General features: G+C 65.4%; 14 protein-coding genes and 3 pseudogenes. 13 read left to right on the top strand and 4 right to left on the bottom strand.

Going from position 1 to position 17441, the window contains the following annotated elements:
* Positions 1-18 precede the first annotated feature (18 nt).
* Positions 19-465 carry a hypothetical protein gene (locus tag GFS60_RS38855; RefSeq protein ID WP_201453716.1) on the top strand — a complete coding sequence of 149 codons (447 nt, stop codon included), beginning with the start codon at positions 19-21 and terminating at the stop codon, positions 463-465.
* A gap of 507 nt (positions 466-972) precedes the next feature.
* Here the strand turns inward: GFS60_RS38855 and GFS60_RS36670 are convergent.
* On the bottom strand, positions 973-1974 hold the full coding sequence (locus tag GFS60_RS36670; RefSeq protein WP_159929445.1) for a helix-turn-helix domain-containing protein: 1002 nt from the start codon (positions 1972-1974) through the stop codon (positions 973-975).
* Positions 1975-2099: 125 nt separating this feature from the next.
* Between GFS60_RS36670 and GFS60_RS36665 the strand changes: the two genes are divergently transcribed.
* The 10 genes from GFS60_RS36665 (at position 2100) to GFS60_RS36620 (ending at position 13101) form a co-directional block, all read left to right on the top strand.
* Complete coding sequence (locus GFS60_RS36665; RefSeq protein ID WP_159929443.1) at positions 2100-2420, top strand: 2Fe-2S iron-sulfur cluster-binding protein; 321 nt, start codon at positions 2100-2102, stop codon at positions 2418-2420.
* 25 nt (positions 2421-2445) lie between these two features.
* Positions 2446-3834, top strand: coding sequence for a cytochrome P450 (locus GFS60_RS36660; protein WP_159929526.1), 1389 nt, complete (start codon positions 2446-2448; stop codon positions 3832-3834).
* Positions 3831-5033, top strand: a complete 1203-nt coding sequence (locus GFS60_RS36655) for an NAD(P)/FAD-dependent oxidoreductase (RefSeq protein WP_159929441.1) — start codon at positions 3831-3833, stop codon at positions 5031-5033. The genes GFS60_RS36660 and GFS60_RS36655 overlap by 4 nt, the downstream gene beginning before the upstream one ends.
* A gap of 69 nt (positions 5034-5102) precedes the next feature.
* On the top strand, positions 5103-6560 hold the full coding sequence (locus GFS60_RS36650) for a cytochrome P450 (protein ID WP_159929439.1): 1458 nt from the start codon (positions 5103-5105) through the stop codon (positions 6558-6560).
* Positions 6557-7282, top strand: a complete 726-nt coding sequence (locus GFS60_RS36645; protein WP_159929437.1) for a transglutaminase-like domain-containing protein — start codon at positions 6557-6559, stop codon at positions 7280-7282. Before GFS60_RS36650 ends, GFS60_RS36645 begins: the two co-directional genes overlap by 4 nt.
* A complete protein-coding gene (locus GFS60_RS36640; protein ID WP_159929435.1) occupies positions 7279-8808 on the top strand; it encodes an aldehyde dehydrogenase family protein in 1530 nt (509 codons plus the stop codon). Before GFS60_RS36645 ends, GFS60_RS36640 begins: the two co-directional genes overlap by 4 nt.
* Positions 8805-9641, top strand: coding sequence for an SDR family oxidoreductase (locus GFS60_RS36635; RefSeq protein WP_159929433.1), 837 nt, complete (start codon positions 8805-8807; stop codon positions 9639-9641). Before GFS60_RS36640 ends, GFS60_RS36635 begins: the two co-directional genes overlap by 4 nt.
* A gap of 56 nt (positions 9642-9697) precedes the next feature.
* Positions 9698-10765 (top strand): BtrH N-terminal domain-containing protein, encoded by a 1068-nt coding sequence (locus GFS60_RS36630; protein ID WP_159929431.1) that lies wholly within the window; start codon positions 9698-9700, stop codon positions 10763-10765.
* 80 nt (positions 10766-10845) lie between these two features.
* Positions 10846-12477 carry a fatty acid--CoA ligase gene (locus GFS60_RS36625; protein ID WP_159929429.1) on the top strand — a complete coding sequence of 544 codons (1632 nt, stop codon included), beginning with the start codon at positions 10846-10848 and terminating at the stop codon, positions 12475-12477.
* 57 nt (positions 12478-12534) lie between these two features.
* A complete protein-coding gene (locus GFS60_RS36620) occupies positions 12535-13101 on the top strand; it encodes a PaaI family thioesterase (protein ID WP_159929427.1) in 567 nt (188 codons plus the stop codon).
* A 191-nt stretch (positions 13102-13292) separates the two neighbouring features.
* Here GFS60_RS36620 and GFS60_RS36615 read toward each other — a convergent pair whose 3' ends face one another.
* The gene (locus GFS60_RS36615; RefSeq protein WP_159929425.1) at positions 13293-13952 is read right to left on the bottom strand and encodes a group II intron maturase-specific domain-containing protein; all 660 of its coding nucleotides are present in this window, start codon (positions 13950-13952) and stop codon (positions 13293-13295) included.
* A gap of 206 nt (positions 13953-14158) precedes the next feature.
* Between GFS60_RS36615 and GFS60_RS36610 the strand changes: the two are divergent.
* Positions 14159-15102 (top strand): annotated as a pseudogene (locus GFS60_RS36610) (IS110 family transposase); the annotation flags it as partial.
* A gap of 12 nt (positions 15103-15114) precedes the next feature.
* Here GFS60_RS36610 and GFS60_RS36605 read toward each other — a convergent pair.
* Complete coding sequence (locus GFS60_RS36605; RefSeq protein ID WP_159929424.1) at positions 15115-16164, bottom strand: IS110 family transposase; 1050 nt, start codon at positions 16162-16164, stop codon at positions 15115-15117.
* 213 nt (positions 16165-16377) lie between these two features.
* Between GFS60_RS36605 and GFS60_RS36600 the strand changes: the two are divergent.
* Positions 16378-16799 (top strand): annotated as a pseudogene (locus GFS60_RS36600) (transposase); the annotation flags it as partial.
* 154 nt (positions 16800-16953) lie between these two features.
* On the opposite strand, the pseudogene GFS60_RS36595 reads toward GFS60_RS36600, so the two are convergent.
* A pseudogene (locus tag GFS60_RS36595) lies at positions 16954-17410 on the bottom strand (transposase); the annotation flags it as partial.
* Positions 17411-17441: the final 31 nt, after the last annotated feature.

The following is a 17441-nucleotide window of genomic DNA, read 5'->3' as shown; positions in this document are numbered from 1 at the left end:
ACCGACGGCAAGCTCACCGTGTCCAACATCTGCATCGAAGCCGGAGTATCCCGCGCGTCGTACTACCGCTCACCCCAAGCGGCAGAAATCAAACGACGGCTCGATGAACCCCAAACAGCCCGGCCCGAACTCGAAGACCTCCGTCACCAGGTCAGCCAGCTGAAGAAGACCGAGCGAGCCCTGCGCAGCGAACACGCCGCCCAGATCCGCGAACTCAAGCAAACCATCAAGACCTACGCCAACCAGATCCAGGCCCTCACCCTGCGGGTGGCCCAACTCGAGCACGACAACGAGCAGACGGACCGCGTCAACGACAACGCCACACCTCTCAGCACCCGACGTCGAACCGCCAATGTCGAGGCCGGGTCCCTCCGCCACCCGGCCTCGACGAACGCCCCGCCGCGGAGCCAACTCGCACGCAACGACTCCCAAACCACGGTCGAGCATGAGACACCACTCGAATGACGCCGAGATCCGTATGAGACAGTCACCTCAACGGACACCTTGACAGATCACATAACCGAACAGTCGCGGCAGCGACTCCGCCTCGGCCGGACCCGCTCATCGGTCCCCGCGATTACCCGTGGCCGACCATGACCCCATCCGCCGAGCACGCCGTCACCGCAGCACGGGCACCCTATTTCACCCGCCGCCAAGCGCGACTCGACGCGGACAGGATCGACCTCTACCGTGACCATTGGGTGGCCTTCGCACTCGGCACGGCGCCCCCGCAGAATCTTCCCGGATGCCGGCGGGGGTGCCGTGCACTCATCAGTTGCTCGTCACACTGACGGTGCAGACGATCAAGAGCAACCCACACCCCGGTGCCGACCACCCCATCGGCAAACCCAGTGACGATTCACCACCCCGTGGTCGTCATCCCCAGAGACGGTCAACAGGCGGTGTCCGGGCGAAGATGTCATCGAGGATTGCTGCCAACTCCTTGACGCGGGACAGAACACACCAACCGCGTTATGCGTGCCGGAACTCGCTCGGAGAGCGGCCGGTCCATCGCTTGAAGGCGTGTGAGAAGTTGGTGAGGTCGCTGTATCCGAGATCCGTGGCGATCTCACTTATCGACATTGATTGGTCGAGTAGCCGCAGCATCGCGCGCTCGCGCAGGAATGACTGGCACAACTCGCGAAAGGTGGTTCCCTCTTCGGAGAGGCGCCGCTTGAGTGTGCTAGTGGATATTGACAGCTCGTCTGCGACCCACTGGCTACTTCTCTGTCCGGGATCCTCCTCCAACAACCGCCTCACCTTCTCCGAGAACGACGTGTTCCCGCTCCACTGGTCGAGAGTTCGCTGCAGATCGACGATGGCGAGTCGATACGCCAGGGGATCGGAGAACCGGCAGACCTCGTCGAGCGTGTCAGCGGGAACATGGAGGAAGGACATCGGGGCGTCGAAGAACAGGCGCCTGGCAAGGGCGTCCTCATCCTGAGCCAGAGAGGCCGGCGCTGGCCAACCCAGGTGAAGCGTGACGGTCGACACGTCCTCAACGAGCATGTCAAGCAATCGCAGTAGGACCGAGCCGCAGTAAGTGACCACCAGGCAGTCCAGATCCGGATCAACCGCGTGTCCGGTAAGCCCGACCATGAGCCCGTGGTCACTTGGATGAAACTGTGGACTTAGGGCCGTCGAGATCAACGGCAGATACGTGAGCAGCTCCACGATCTCGGCTACCGACCCTGCGCTGACCAGCGGGAGACTCAGCGGGCCGAAAGATGTCAACTGGGCCTGTTCAGCGAACGCGCGACCGAGCAAGGTTGCCTGGTCGACGTCGAGTTCGGGGTAAACCTCCCGAAACCACCGTAACGGCACCTGGACGTCACGTTGAACCAGCGCCGCCTCGTTGGTTCCTGCGCGAGCCATAAGGTTGCGAAACCGCGCGACGGCGTCTGGGTCGAGTGCTTGGCTTTGGATCAGTTGCACGAACGCGAGCGGGGGCACACCCGCTTCAATGAGGTTCACTGAACATGCTCCTCCTCTGAGCCGAACTCACAACTTTCTGACCTCGGCGAGCATAGCCGCAGCGGTCATCGTCGACGACGCTTTGACTAAGTTCCCACACCGAAGCACCGCATCAGGAGTTGGCTATGGCAGTTGTCACCTTTGTCTCCCACGACGGCGAGAAGCACGAGGCGTCTCTGGAGGAGGGCCAGTCGTTGATGCAGGTTGCGCTCAACAATGCGGTGCCCGGCATTGATGGCGACTGCGGCGGCGAAGCCGCGTGCGGGACCTGTCACGTGATCGTCGATCCGCAGTGGTCGGAACTGGTGGGGCTTTCCGGCGCGGAGGAGGAGGAGATGCTCGCGATGAACCCCGAGCGTCAGCCGACCTCCCGATTGTCCTGCCAGATGGCGGTCTCCGCGGGGTGGGACGGCTTGATCGTCCAGTTGCCTGAGTTTCAGATGTGACGACGAGAGAGACGGATAAGACGTGATGAAGATTCCTGCGGCAATCACCGCCAAAGTTCAGTCGACCATCCCCATGGAGCTGCAGATCCAGGGCGCACATTTGTACGACAAGGCCCGGCGATGGGCGACTGGCACGAACGGGGTGAAGCTCTTCGTCGAGGCCCCGATCCCGCCGGTCGAGGACGTCGAGCTTGCCGATATCGACCTCAGCAATCCGTTCCTCTACCGGCAGGGTCGCTGGCAGTCCTACTTCGAGCGCCTGCGCAACGAGGCGCCGGTCCATTATCAGCCCAACAGTCCGTTCGGTCCGTTCTGGTCGGTCACGCGGCATGCCGACATCGTGGCCGTCGACAAGAACCACGAGCTGTTCTCCGCCGAGCCGTTCATCATCATTGGTACCCCGCCGCGTTTCCTTGATATCGAGATGTTTATCGCGATGGACCCGCCACGACACGACCTGCAGCGGCAGGCTGTCCAGGGTGTGGTCGCGCCGAAGAACCTGCGTGAGATGGAGGGTCTGATCAGGTCACGCGTCCGAGACGTGCTGGATGACCTCCCTTTGGATCAGCCGTTTGACTGGGTGCAGAACGTCTCGATCGAGTTGACCGCGCGGATGCTTGCGACTCTGTTGGACTTTCCCTACGAGCAGCGGCGCAAGCTCGTCGAGTGGTCCGATCTCGCGTCCTCGATGGAGCAGGCCAACGGCGGCCCATCGGACAACGACGAGGTGTTTGACGGCATGCGCGACGCGGTTCGAGGTCTCAGCGCGCTGTGGCACGACAAGGCGGCCCGGACAGCTGCCGGCGAGGAACCTGGCTACGACCTGATCACCATGTTGCAGAGCAACGAGGACACCAAGGACCTGATCGACCGTCCGATGGAGTTCCTGGGCAACTTGGTGTTGCTGATCGTCGGGGGCAACGACACGACCCGCAACTCGATGAGTGGGGGTGTCTTGGCGCTCAACCAGTTCCCGGACCAGTTCGAGAAGCTGAAGGCGAACCCCGACCTGATCCCCAACATGGTCTCGGAGATCATCCGGTGGCAGACACCGCTCGCCTATATGCGCCGGGTCGCCAAGGCCGACACTATGCTGAACGGCCAGTTCATCCGCAAGGGCGACAAGGTCGTGATGTGGTACGCCTCGGGCAACCGAGACGAGCGGGTGTTCGATCGGCCCGATGAGTTGATCATCGACCGGAGCAACGCACGCAACCACATCTCCTTCGGGTTCGGCGTCCATCGCTGCATGGGCAATCGGCTGGCCGAGCTGCAGTTGCGGATCCTCTGGGAAGAGTTGCTTCCTCGCTTCGAGAACGTCGAGGTCGTCGGTGAGCCTGAGTACGTGCAGTCCAACTTCGTGAGGGGTATCAGCAAAATGATGGTCCGCCTCACCCCGAACACCGGCGCATGACCTTGCAGCGAGTCGTCATCGTCGGGGCCAGCCATGCCGGGATTCAACTCGCGGCCAGTCTGCGCCAGGAAGGGTGGACGGGGGAGATCATCGTCATCGGCGACGAGTCGGCGCTGCCCTACCAGCGCCCTCCGCTGTCGAAGGCCTACCTGGCCGTCAAGAGTACACTCGACGAGCTGGCGATCCGCAGCGCGGAGTTCTACACCAAGCAGGGAATCCAACTCCTGGACGCGACGGTGGAGGCGATCGACCGCTCGGCAGGCCACCTCTTGCTGAGCACAGGCGACGCGCTGCCCTACGACAAGCTCGCCCTGTGCACGGGCGCCCGCCCTCGACGGCTCCCCACCCCGGGAGCCGACCTACCAGGAGTCCACTACCTACGCACCGCCGCGGACGTCGACTTGATCCGAGAGGCCGCCGTCGCCGCGCGTCGGGCCGTGATCGTGGGTGGTGGGTACATCGGGCTGGAGACGGCCTCCTCCCTGCGTGCCCTGGGTTTGGAGGTCACCGTCCTCGAGGCGACCAATCGCGTCCTCGAACGAGTCACCGCCCCCGAGGTCTCAGCGTTCTTCGACCGGATCCACCGCAGCGAGGGGGTCGACATCCGGACGAGCGCACTGGTCGAGGCTCTGTCCGGCGACGGCCAGGTCCGCGAAGTGGTCCTGGCCGGCGGCGAATCAATCCCAGCCGACCTCGTCATTGTCGGCATCGGCGTTGAGCCGAACACCGAGCTCGCCGCCGCCGCGGGCCTGGTAGTAGACGACGGCGTGCTGATCGACTCCCACGCGCGCACCAGCGACCCGGACATCGTGGCCGCCGGTGACTGCACGTGTCAGGAGATGGCCCGCTACGGCCGTCGCATTCGCCTGGAGTCCGTGCCGAGCGCGGGCGAGCAGGCCAAAGTTGCCGCCGCGACCGTCTGCGGGAAGCCCAAGGAGATAGCGGCGCTTCCATGGTTCTGGTCGGATCAATACGATCTCAAGCTCCAGATCGCCGGCCTCAACACCGGGTACGACGAAGTCGTCCTCAGCGGCGACCCCGCGCGGGACCGCGACTTCACCTGCTTCTACCTCCGTGCCGGCGTGCTCATCGCCGCCGACTGCATCAACCGCCCCCGCGACTTCATGTTCAGCAAGCGGACCATCACACAGCAACTTCCCATCGACCGGGCCGAACTGGTGCTCGCCGGCTCCGCCTGAGAAGACGGGTCCTTGGGGCGATGGGTACGACGACAGCGATCTTGACCTGCATTTCGGAAAGGAACGTTAGTGACGAACGTCCTCCAGCTCCCGTTGCCGAGGGGGCGCGGGCGGCTCTCGTCGGTGCTCCTGGCGCCCCTGCCGAGTCGGGTCGACACTGCCCTGCGTGGGGCCAGTGACCAGTGGCCGGTCCAGGAGCTCGCCCCGACCCCGGCTGGGTCCGGGCTCAAGCCGGTTCATGGGACCGCCGGCCTTCCGCTTCTCGGGCACACCTTGGACTACCTCCGGTTCGGCTCGGACTTCACTCGTGCCAGGTACCAGCGATTCGGACCGGTCTCCTGGATGGGCGCCTTCGGCACCAAAATGGTGGTCGTGGCCGGCCCGGATGCCACACAGAAGGCACTGACTACCAAGGCAAAGTCCTTTTCCCAGGACGGGTGGACCTATCTCATCGACGCCTTCTTCCACCGGGGCCTGATGCTGATGAGTTTCGACGAACACCAGATGCATCGACGCATCATGCAGGAGGCGTTCACCCGCGACCGGCTCGCCGGCTACGTCAACCAGCTCGGACCGACCCTCGAGTCCAGCATCCCCGGGTGGCCCACGGGCAAGTCCACGCGCATCTACCCCCTGCTGAAGAGCCTGACTCTCGACATCGCAACCGAGGTCTTCATGGCAGGGCGGGGCGGAAGCGAGGACACCGACGCCATCAACGACGCCTTCGTGGCCACCGTCCGCGCAGCGAGCTCGATCGTCCGCATCCCGCTGCCGGGGACCCGCTGGCGAGCCGGGGTCCGCGGGCGGGCCCTCCTCGAGGCCTACTTTGCGCGGCACCTGCCCGCGGCCCGCAGCGCCCAGGGCAACGACCTCTTCGCAGGACTGTGCCATGCGCGCACGGCTGAAGGCGAGGCCTTCACCGACGAGGACGTCGTCAACCACATGATCTTCTTGATGATGGCCGCCCACGACACCTCGACTATCACTACTGCCGCCGCCTACTTCCTCGCCAAGCACCCGATGTGGCAGGAAAGGGCTCGAGCCGAGTCCGACCAACTCGGTGAACAGGCCCCGGACATCGACGACCTGGAGTCGCTGGCGACTCTCGATCTGGTGATCAAGGAGACACTGCGTCTGGTGGCGCCAGTGCCGATCGTGATGCGCAAGACGGTCGAGGCTGTCGAGATCGCCGGACACCACATCCCGGCGGACACCCTGGTGGCCGTGGCTCCGGCGGGGAACCACTTCGACGAGTCGTGCTGGACCGATCCCGACACCTTTGACCCTGACCGCTTCAGCGAGTCGCGGCGTGAGGACCAGCAGCACCGCTTTGGGTGGATTCCCTTCGGTGGAGGGGTACACAAGTGCATCGGTCTTCACTTCGGGACCCTTGAGGTCAAGGCGATCCTGCACCAGATGCTTCGCAACTACACCTGGACGGTCCCCGACCACTACGAAGCAAGATGGGACAACACCTCGCTACCCATTCCTGTCGACGGGTTGCCAATCACACTGGAGCGCAGGTGAGGCAGGCGCCAGCGTCGTTCTTGGTGGCGACGGACTTCCTCGACATCGAGCACGAGGCCGTCCGCGCGTTTACCGCGGCCGCGATAGGAGATGCGAGCACCGACCGGGACAAGGCAAAGCGCCTCTTCGCCGCTGTCCGCGACGAGGTTTGGTACAACCCATACACGGTTTCGGACGATCCCGCCCACTATCGTGCGAGCTTCGTCCTCGAAGCCGGCCGCGCCTACTGTGTCCCGAAGGCGGTCCTCTTGACCGCGGTGTGCCGTGCGGCCGGTATTCCGGCGCGGCTGGGCTTTGCTGACGTCCGCAATCATCTGCAGACCGAATCATTGCGAGCGCTCATGGGCGGCACGGACCTATTCGTCTATCACGGCTACAGCAATCTCTACATCGACGGCAGGTGGCTCAAGGCGACGCCGGCTTTCAACACCGAGTTGTGTGCGCGTTTCGGTGTACCTCCGGTGGAGTTCGACGGCGAGCACGACGCCCTCCTGCACGCCTTCACCGCCGACGGAACCCAACACATGGAATACGTTCGCGAGCGCGGCGTCTTCGACGACCTGCCCTTGATCGCGATCCTGACCGAGCTTCGGAATACCTATGGACTGCTGATGGGTGCCTCCGCGCACGCGATCGCCGACGCCTTCACCGACACACCCACCAGCCAGACCCAGCCCGACGGGATCTCCCGCAGGTCTGACTCACCCCTGGAGGCCCGATGAGCACGACGACCACCGCAGGCGCTCTGGACGTGCGCAACCCAGCCGACGGACGCCTGGTCGCAACCGTTCCCGTGGATGATCACAAGGCCGTGAACCGCATCGTCGACGACCTCCGTCGCGCTCAGGTCGGGTGGGCCGAAACTGGCCCGCGGCAACGCGCCAGGTGGTTGCATCGATGGCGGGACTGGATCCTGGCTCACACCGATGAGCTCACCGACCTGCTGCAAGCCGAGACAGGCAAGGTGCGCCCTGACGCCCTGGTGGAGACGACGGCGTCGTGCGAGTTCATCACCTACTACGCCGATCATGCCGAGGAGTTTCTTGCAGGCGAGAAGGTCAGGTCCTCGGGTCTGCTGAGTCTGCCGAAGCGGCTGTCCAAGACCTACCACCCCTACCCGGTGGTTGGGCTCATCACGCCGTGGAACTTCCCAATCACCCTCTTCCTCATGGACGCAGCGCCCGCGTTGGCTGCCGGTTGCGCGGTCCTGGCGAAGTCCTCGGAGGAGACGCCACTGACGTGTGCGCGGGTCGTCGAGGGCTGGCACGAGATCGGCGCCCCCCCGGTTCTGGCGCATGTCGTGGGTGCCGGCGAAACCGGTGCCGCCGTAGTGGACGCCGCTGACTTCGTGCAGTTCACCGGCTCCACAGCCACGGGGCGCGCGGTCGCGATCCGCTGTGCTGAGCACTTGAAGCCGGTGAGCCTGGAGCTGGGCGGCAAGGATCCGGCGATCGTGCTCGAGGACGCCGACATTGCTCGCGCGGTGGAGGGGATCGCGTGGGGCGGTCTGTTCAACGCGGGTCAGGTCTGCATCTCCGTCGAACGGGTGTATGTGGTCTCTGAGATCTACGACGAATTCGTGGCCCGGTTGACGCAGCGGGTGCGGTCCCTGACCCAGGGCGCAGCGCCAGGAGACGAAGTCGGCGCGATGGTCACCTCGACACAGGTCGAGATCGCGGATCGCCACGTCAGCGAGGCGGTGGCGGCCGGTGCGCAGGTCATGGCCGGCGGCACTCGGGGTGCGGTCGGGAACTACTACGCTCCGACCGTCCTGGTCGACGTGGACCACACGATGACATGCATGACCGAGGAGACCTTCGGCCCAACGATCCCGGTGATGCGGGTCGCCGATGAAGACGAGGCCATCCGCCTGGCCAACGACTCGGCGTACGGCCTGTCCGCGACGGTGTGGACTCGCGACCACGTTCGCGCGCGGCGCATCGCTCGACGCCTGGATGCGGGTGCGGTCAACATCAACGATGTCTTCAGCAACCTCTTCGCCATGACACTGCCACACAGTGGGTGGAAGGCCTCGGGTATCGGTGCCCGGCTCGGAGGCGCCTATGGGCTGCACAAGTACTGCCGGGTTCAGGCGGTGACCGAGCCGCGGATCCCCGTCCTGGCGCGAGAACTCACGTGGTACCCGTACTCCTCCCGGCGTACGGCCATCGCCGGAAGAATGTTGCGCGCGGCAGCCGGTCGCGGCTTGCGGCAACGCCTCGGCCTGAACAAGGAGCACAGCAAGTGAGGACGAGCAGCACACGTACCGCCGCCAAGACCGTGGCGATCACCGGCGGAGCCCGCGGCATCGGCTATCAAACCGCCAAAGAGCTGATCCGACGAGGCCACCGCGTCGCCATCGGCGACGTCGACGAGGCGCGGCTCAAGGAGGCAGCCGACGAACTCGGGGTGGAAGTTGTCACCCGCCTCGACGTCACCGACCCCGACTCCTGCCGCAACTTCCTCGACATGGTCGAGGAGCACCTCGGCCCCCTCGATGTACTGATCAACAATGCGGGCATCATGCCCACCGGGCACGTTCACGAGGAAGACGACGCGGTGACCCGGCGGCAGGTCGAGATCAACGTCCTCGGAGTCATCTTCGGGACCAAGCTCGCCCTGCAGCGGATGCTGCCGCGGCGTGCCGGGCACATCATCAACACCGCTTCGCTGGCCGGCGAGCTCGCCGTGCCCGGTCTCGCGACCTACTGCGGCACCAAGTTCGCCGTCATCGGGTTCACCGAGGCAGCACGCCAGGAATACCGCAAGTCCGGGGTCCAACTGTCCACAGTCCGGCCCACGTTCACCAACACTGAGCTCGTCGCCGGAACGGCCGGAGCCAAGGGACTGCGCAACGCCGAGCCCGAGGAGATTGCTCGGGCGACGGCCGACCTGATCGAGAGTCCACGTCCCTTCGTGCGCGTCACCCGCCTCGCCGGCGGCGTGGTCGCGGCGATGAAGTTCGTGCCCGGACGGGTGGCCTCCGGGCTCGGCTCGGCCCTGGGCACGGACTCGGTGTTCCTCGACGACGTCGACATGGGGGCCCGTCAGGCCTACCTGGACCGAATCCGGAACAGCTGACCCTCCGACCTCCGACCTCCGACCCGTCGGACCGGACCTACTCCAAGGACGTATACATGCCCCGCAGGACCCTGATTCAGGACTACCCCCATCGGATGGGCGGGCACTGTGGTTCGGGTGCGATGCGTGATCTCCTGCATTGGCACGGTCTGGGGTGGGACGGACCGCCTGATGAAGGCCTGGTGTTCGCGCTTGGCGGCGCTCTGGGGCTGTCGTACCTCCGATCGAGCGACCTCGTGCCACCGCTGTACCTGGTGGGACGAGGCGCCGATTTCGAAATCGACTTACCCCACCGGCTCGGCGGGCAGGTCCAAGTTCTCACCACCGACGATCCCCGGGAGGGATGGTCCTGGGTTCGCGACGAGGTCGACGCCGGACGCCCCAGCCTCGTGTGGGGCGACATCGCCGAATTGCCCTACCTGCGGGTCCAGCTGCAAATGAGCCGGCACGACATTGTGGTGATCGGCTATGACGAGACTGCGGGGGTTGCCTTCGTCGTGGACAACGACCGTGCCGAGGTGCAGGAGGTCCCCCTCGACGCGCTAGCTCGGGCAAGGTCCTCGACGTCGTTCCCACAGCCGACGCGTCACTGCACCTACCGCATCACTTGGCCGAGCGACCTCCCTGCAGTTGCTGACGCTGCGGCAGCGGCGTTCCGCCAGTCCGCGGCCAACATGCGCCGCCCGTCACGGGCCAGCATCGCCGATCCCACCGCAGCAGGGGTCGGTGCCGAGGGCCTGGCCGCCGCCGCGGAGCTGGCCGCTGACGTTCGGATCTGGGCCGATCTTCCGGAAGATGATCTCGAGATCCTCCTGTTCAGCCTCGGCGCTTTCATCGAGAAGGCAGGCACCGGCGGCGGGCTGTTCCGACGCTTGCTCGCCGATGGCTGCGCCGAGGTCGCACGACTGACTGGTGACCGTGCCACCGCAGAGCTGGCCGTCGCCGCCACACGTTGTGCGCAGACGTGGACCGACACCGCACGCGCCGCGATCCAGCGCGACGCTGAGGCACGAACCAGAGCTGACGCCGTGGCCTTGACGGCCAGTCGTCTACCAGAGGTCGAGTTGCGTCTGGTCGAGTCCTTGGAACTCGCCGCAACCTCCCTGACCGCCGAAGATCACTGACCGCCCGCCGTTGTCTAGACGCCTGACGATTCCCTCCGGTTCGCTGCCCGATCGAATGCACTCAAGAACAAAGGAATGCCATGAAGAGCACGATGATGAACGTTCCGTTGACGACCACGGCGATCCTGCGCCACGGCTCGAGCGTGCACGGCTCGGCGACCGTGCGGACCTTGCAGCCCGACGGGACCGTGAAGGTCGGCACGTTCGCTGAGGTCGGACAGAGATCAGCCCAGCTGGCCAACGCGCTCCGAGGTTGCGGGATCACGAGCGATGAGCGGGTCGCGACCTTCATGTGGAACAACCAAGAACACGTAGAGGCCTACTGCGCGGTGCCCTCGATGGGCGCGGTGCTGCACACCCTCAACCCTCGGCTCACCTCAGAACAGCTCGTCTACATTGGCAACCACGCCGAGGACCAGGTCGTGATTCTCGATGGCAGCCTGGCCCCCCTCCTGGCGCCCGTGCTGCCGCAGATCACCAGCGTGCACACCGTCGTCGTGACCGGCGACGTGGACCTCGCCCCGCTGCGCCACGACGGGGTCACAGTCGTGGGTTACGAGGAGTTCATATCCGCTCAGCCCGAGACCTTCGACTGGCCTGAGATCGATGAGCACTCTGCAGCAGCCATGTGTTACACCTCCGGCACCACCGGCAACCCCAAGGGCGTGGCCTACAGCCACCGGTCGACCTACCTGCACTCGATGGCGGCCTGCGCCGCAGACGGACTCCGGGTCACCTCCGATGACCGCATCCTCACCATCGTGCCGATGTTCCACGCCAACGCCTGGGGTCTGGTCTATGCCGCATTCATGGCTGGCGCCGACCTGCTCATGCCCGAGCGGTTCTTGCAGGCCGAACCGCTCGTGCAGCTGATCAGTGCCCAGAAGCCGACGATCGCGGGCGCGGTCCCGACGATCTGGAACGACGTCCTGAACTTCCTGGAGTCGAACCCGGGCCACGACGTCTCCTCCCTCGGCTTGGTCGCCTGCGGTGGCTCCGCGGTGCCCCTGCACCTGATGCAGACATTCGAGGAGAAGTACGGCGTCCAGATCGTCCAGGCCTGGGGCATGACCGAGACCTCCCCGTTGGCCGCCATCGCACGTCCGCCCGCCACGCTCGAACCGCGGGAGCGATGGCGGCTACGCGCCACCCAGGGACGTCCGGTCGCAGGAGTGGAGCTGAGAATCGTCGACGACGCGGGCCACGAGCTGCCGCACGACGGTGAGACGGTCGGTGAGCTGCAGGTGCGCGGGCCTTGGATCACCGGCTCGTACTTCGGTGAGGAGGATGACGGGGAGAAGTTCCAGGACGGCTGGTTGCGCACCGGCGACGTCGGTCGGATCGATGACCGGAGCTTCGTAACGCTGACCGACCGCACCAAGGACGTGATCAAGTCCGGCGGAGAGTGGATCTCCTCCGTTGAGCTCGAGCTACTGCTTGCCGGCCACCCAGACGTTCTGGAGGCATCCGTGATCGGGGTCCCAGACGAGAAGTGGCAAGAACGTCCACTGGCCGTAATCGTCGTACGCGAGGGCAGGGAAATCACGCCTGCTCAGCTCCGTGAGTTCCTCGAGGACAAGGTGGCCAAGTGGTGGCTGCCTGAGCGCTGGAGCTTCGTCTCCGAGTTGCCCAAGACCTCGGTCGGCAAGTTCGACAAGAAGCGCCTGCGCTCCCTGCATGCCGACGGCGAGCTGGCCGTCATCGAAGACTGAGAAACCTCGCTCCATTGGAAGAACTTGAGGCAGGACGGAAGAAGAGGAGTGACACGCGTGGCGGGAGCACACGACCACGGCGACCAGCAGGCGCCCGCCGGCAGTGGCGAAGGGAACGTGCCCGGCGATGGGGGAGTGATCTCTCGGTGGACGGAGCACCTCGCCGGTCAGGACACGGTTGAGATCGGCCAGAGGCTGCCACCACACTCCCCGGACTGCGCCGGGTGCGGGCCCAACAATCCCGCCGGCCTGCATCTGCACGTGGTGCGCACCACGACGGGCGTCGAGGCGGTCCACCGCTTCTCCGACGCCCAGGTAGGTGCCCCTGGCATCGCGCACGGGGGAGCGGTCGCCCTCGCCTTCGACGACCTCTTCGGATTCGCCCTATACACGGTCGGATCGCTCGCCGTCACGCGCAGCCTCACCATCGAGTACCAAGCGCCGTTCCGGCTGCACCATCCCTACACATTCTGCGCACATGTCGCCCAGCGCGAAGGACGTCGGCTGCTACTCCATGCTGATGCATGGGACGACACCGGTCGGAAGGCAGGGTCGGCCGCGGCCACCTTCGTCGTGGTCGGTCCTGGACATTTCGTCGCGAGTACCGAGCAAAGTCCGCGGTAAGGGCGATTGAGGACCGTCGGAGGATGGTTGGGTCGGGAACTGGCGCGGTGGCACGTACTGGCGGTAGGTCGCGGAGCCGTTGGTGCCCAGGGGGTTTCCCTCCGGGGTGTTCTTCTCCGTGTCCGTGGCCAGGGTGCTCCGTTTCCAGCTCCCGCCCGTCGAACCGTGCGTGCGGTTCTCCCGCACACGGCTCACCGACGCCCTTCACCGGCGGTGTTCGGTTTCTCCCGCCAGGGCTTATGTGCCCTGGGTGCGACGACGATTCCATTGAGGGAGATCAGACCGAGCTCGTCCGGTGATCGGTAGACCTGGACGAAACCCCAGCCGCGGCCGCGTTGATGCCGTTTCCCGATGAACAGGGCCAGTCGCATCAACGCGTAGCGTCTGATCTTGTCGAAGGCGTGGGCGGAATTCCCGTATCGGAAGTAGCCCGCCCAGCCGCGCAGGAAGAGATTGATCTCCTGCACGACCTGCTCGACCGGAGCAGCCAGCCGCGCCCGCATCGTCATGAACCGGATACGGTCTCGGGCATGCTGCATTGCCTTGCGTGAGGGCCATCGAGCCAGGTAGACGACGTCACCGGTACCGTGGACGGCCCGAGACCGAACCAGCCGATGATGGAAGCCGAGGAAGTCCACTCCCTCACCCCCGACCGTCAGCTGCACGATCCGGGTCTTGGCCGCCTTCGGTTGCAGACCGAGGTCGGCCAGCAGAGCGGTCAACCGCGCCAAGGCGGCCACCGGCTGCCCCTTCGACCGGCACATCACCAGCGCATCGTCCGCGTAACGGGACAGCGTCCCGTATGCGGGACGCCATGCCCGGTCCAGCCGGTGCAGGTACACATTGCACATGAGCCCCCCGTTCCGTTCCCGGGACGCCTCGCAGGCGTGAAAATGGCATTGGGTCGCCTGTCCGACGCCGACGTTTCCTTGGGCTGCTAGCCCGCGAATGAGCCTGGCGCCGGGGCCCGACCTGGAAGGGTCACGCACTGTTGCTTCGAGCACGCCGGTCAGAATTTCGGTTCCCTTGACCGAGGCCCCCGGGCGGCCCCCGTGAGATGTGTGGACTCGATGGGAGGACAAGTGCAGTGAGAGCGAAACCGATACACGGACCGACGCCGGAAGAAATTCCCGACGCCGATCACGAGCTGGTGATCGAGCGGGTGTGTGCCATCGACGTGGCCAAGGCGTCGGGCAAGGTGTGCGTGCGGACCCCGCGGCAGCGTCGACGGGTCAGCAAGGTGTGGGACGTGGAGGCCACCACCGGTGCGGGCACCGACCTCGCCGAACAGCTGTGGAGTTGGAGATCGAGAAGGTCACCGTCGAGTCCACCTCCGATTGCTGGCGGATCTGGTACTACCTGCTCGAAGCGGCCGGGCTGGACGTGCAGCTGGTCAACGCCCGCGACGTGAAGAACGTGCCCGGGCGGCCCAAAACCGACAAGCTCGACTCGGTGTGGCTGGCCAAGCTCACCGAGAAGGGGCTGCTGCGGCCCTCGTTCGTGCCGCCGGCACCGATCCGGCGGCTGCGGGACTACACCCGGCTGCGGGTCGATCTCACCCGGGAACGCACCCGCTACTGGCAGCCGCTCGAGAAACTGCTCGAGAACGCGTTGATCAAGGTGTCGACCGTGGCGTCCACCCTGGACACGCTGTCGGCACGGGACATGATCGAGGCGTTGATCGCGGGCAAGCGTGATCCGCGGCGGCTCGCCGACCTGGCCCGGGGCCGCCGGATGAAGACCAAACGACCGGCACTGATCAAGGCGCTCCACGGCCGCTTCGACGACCACCACGGCGAACTGGCCCGGATGCTGCTCGATCAGATCGACACGCTGTCCGGCCAGATCGGCACCCCCACCACCCACATCGACCACCTGCTGGCGCAGGCCGACGCCGACGGCGGCGTCGTGACCGACGAAACCGCGGCCACCGGGCCGAGCACGGTCGAACGCCTCGCCGAAATCCCCGGCATCGGCCGGGCCGGGGCGCAGAGCATCCTCGATGCTTCTATGTCAAGCCGCCGCCGAAAGTGGTCCTTGTGAACGGTTTTCGATTGAAGATTCGTTGGTGCGCAGGACCTGAAACACCCGGTCGGAAACACGTCGGCGGAGCAGGCGCACGGCCTCCCGCTTCGTCTTTCCCGCCGCCTGCAGCTTGGCCACGTAGTCCTTACCCGGGCCGCCGCGCGCGACCTGCGTAGTGGCGATCGCGTGCAGCGCGGAGTTCACGGCACGGTTGCCACCGCGATTGAGGCGGACCCGCTCGTGGGCCGACCAGACCGGGATCGGAGCGGTGCCGTTGAACTTCGCGTAAGCATCTTTCGAGGGAAACCGTCGAGCGTCGGCCGTTTCGCCGATGATGACGGCGGCGGAGAGAACCCCGCACCCGGGTATCGCGAGTAGCGACGGCGCGATCCGCCGAACCCGGTCACGGATCTGGCGCTCGAGATCGTTGACCTGCTCGGTCACCTGCCGGCACCGGTCGAGGAGATCGCCCGCGATCTGGGCGACCACACCGGTGAACGCAGTCAACCGTTCGGCGAGCTCATCCATGACGCAGTACCGCCGAATCCCCCGCACGGGAATCACCAGTTCAGGATCCAGCTCGTGAAGGTGCCAGCGAAGCCTGTTGACGAGTTTCGTTCTCTCACAAACCAAATTGCGTCGGTGATCGGACAGGAGCTTGACCTCCCTGGTGGGTTCGTCCAGTTGGGCGATCGGCAGATTCTCCTCACGCAGCGCGGCCATCGCCACGGCGTGCGCGTCGATGGGGTCGGATTTTCCCGGCTGGCGGGCGCTACGCCGATGCAGGGCCATCAACTGGGTCTTGACGCGCACGACCGCGTGGCCCCGGCGCAGCAGATCCGATTCGAGCCGCCGAGTCACGTGGCGGCAGTCCTCGAGCGCGAACTGCACCTGCGGCCACTGAGCGGCCCACTCGATCGCCGACAGATGACCCTCGGTGGTGGCCTTGACGGTCCGCTGCCCGACCTGACGGCCGATGTCGTCGACAGCGACAAGTGTGTGGGTGGATTTGTGGGCGTCGACTCCGATCACGAACACTGGCGACTCCAATCCGGTTGATGGGCTATTGGGCGTCGGATCGGTGCGTTCGCGGGCAGGCCTCAATCGGGCATTAGCGGCAGGCTTCTATCAGGCCACACGAACGACCCTCCGGGCCGGGTGGGACCGCACATCAGGACAAGCCACCAGCCCGCGAGCCGGGGCAGCGAAATAGCGAACGAATCCCACCGGACCTCTCCAGGATGACATTGAGCCGAAATAGGCCTGGACATGACCCAGTTCCCCACCGCCGCGCACCTGGTCTCGTGGGCGAAACTCCGCCCGCGCACCGTCCAGTCCGGGCCCGTCACCCGCGGCGGCAAGACCGGCAAGGGCAACCCGTACCTCAAGGGCGCACTCGGCGAGGCCGCCGCCGTGGCCGCCAAAACCGACACCTTCCTCGGCGAACGCTACCGACGCCTTCTCAAACACCGTGGCAAGCTTAAGCTCTGGTCGCGGTCGCCCGTTCCCTCCTCGTCATCGTCTGGCACCTGCTCACCGACCCGTTTGCCCGCTTCTGCGACCTCGGCGCCGACTATCACACCAGCCGCATCAACACCGAACGCAGGATGCGTAACCACATCGCCCGACTCACCGCAATGGGCTACCACGTCACCCTCGAACCCGCCGCATAGCCAAATACACCGTCTTACAACATGACCCGGCTCCGCAAGCTCCGCCGGGTGCTGTCGCCTGCCCACTCACCACGTTATTTTCGGGTCAGCTCCGGGGTCCCCTGCCGGGGAGGGACTATCAGTTATTCGGTGGATCTGGATCTGGCACATCGGTTTAGTTCTCACTTGGGGTGAGCCGGCCTTCGAACGTGATCGCGAATGCGTTCAGTGCCGGCTTCCATCTCACTGCCCATCGTGCTCTGCCCTTCCCGGTCGGGTCCAGTGCCCGGGTCGCGAGATATAGACACTTGAGCGCCGATTGGTCCGTCGGGAAGTGCCCGCGTGCCCGGATCGCCCGCCGGTACCGGGCATTGAGGCTCTCGATGGCATTCGTCGAGCAGATGACTCGCCTGATCTCGACGTCGTTAGTCGAGGAAGGGAATAAACTCCGCCCAGGCGTTCTGCCAGAGCCGGATGATCGCCGGATACCGCGAGCCCCACTTGCCGGTGAACTCGTCGAACCGCTCCCGCGCCGCAGCTTCGTTGGCAGCGGTATAGATCGGTCGCAGATCCCGTGACATCTCCTCCCAATATCTTCGGGACGCGTACCGAAACGTGTTACGGAGCAGATGTTCTCTGAACTACGACCGTTTTGCTTGGGAT

Origin of the sequence: Rhodococcus sp. WAY2 (genome assembly GCF_009859915.1) — a bacterium.
In the GTDB taxonomy this organism is placed as follows: Bacteria; Actinomycetota; Actinomycetes; order Mycobacteriales; family Mycobacteriaceae; genus Rhodococcus_F; species Rhodococcus_F oxybenzonivorans.
Note: the sequence above shows the minus strand (reverse complement) of the source record. Positions and strands in the feature narration are given on the sequence as shown.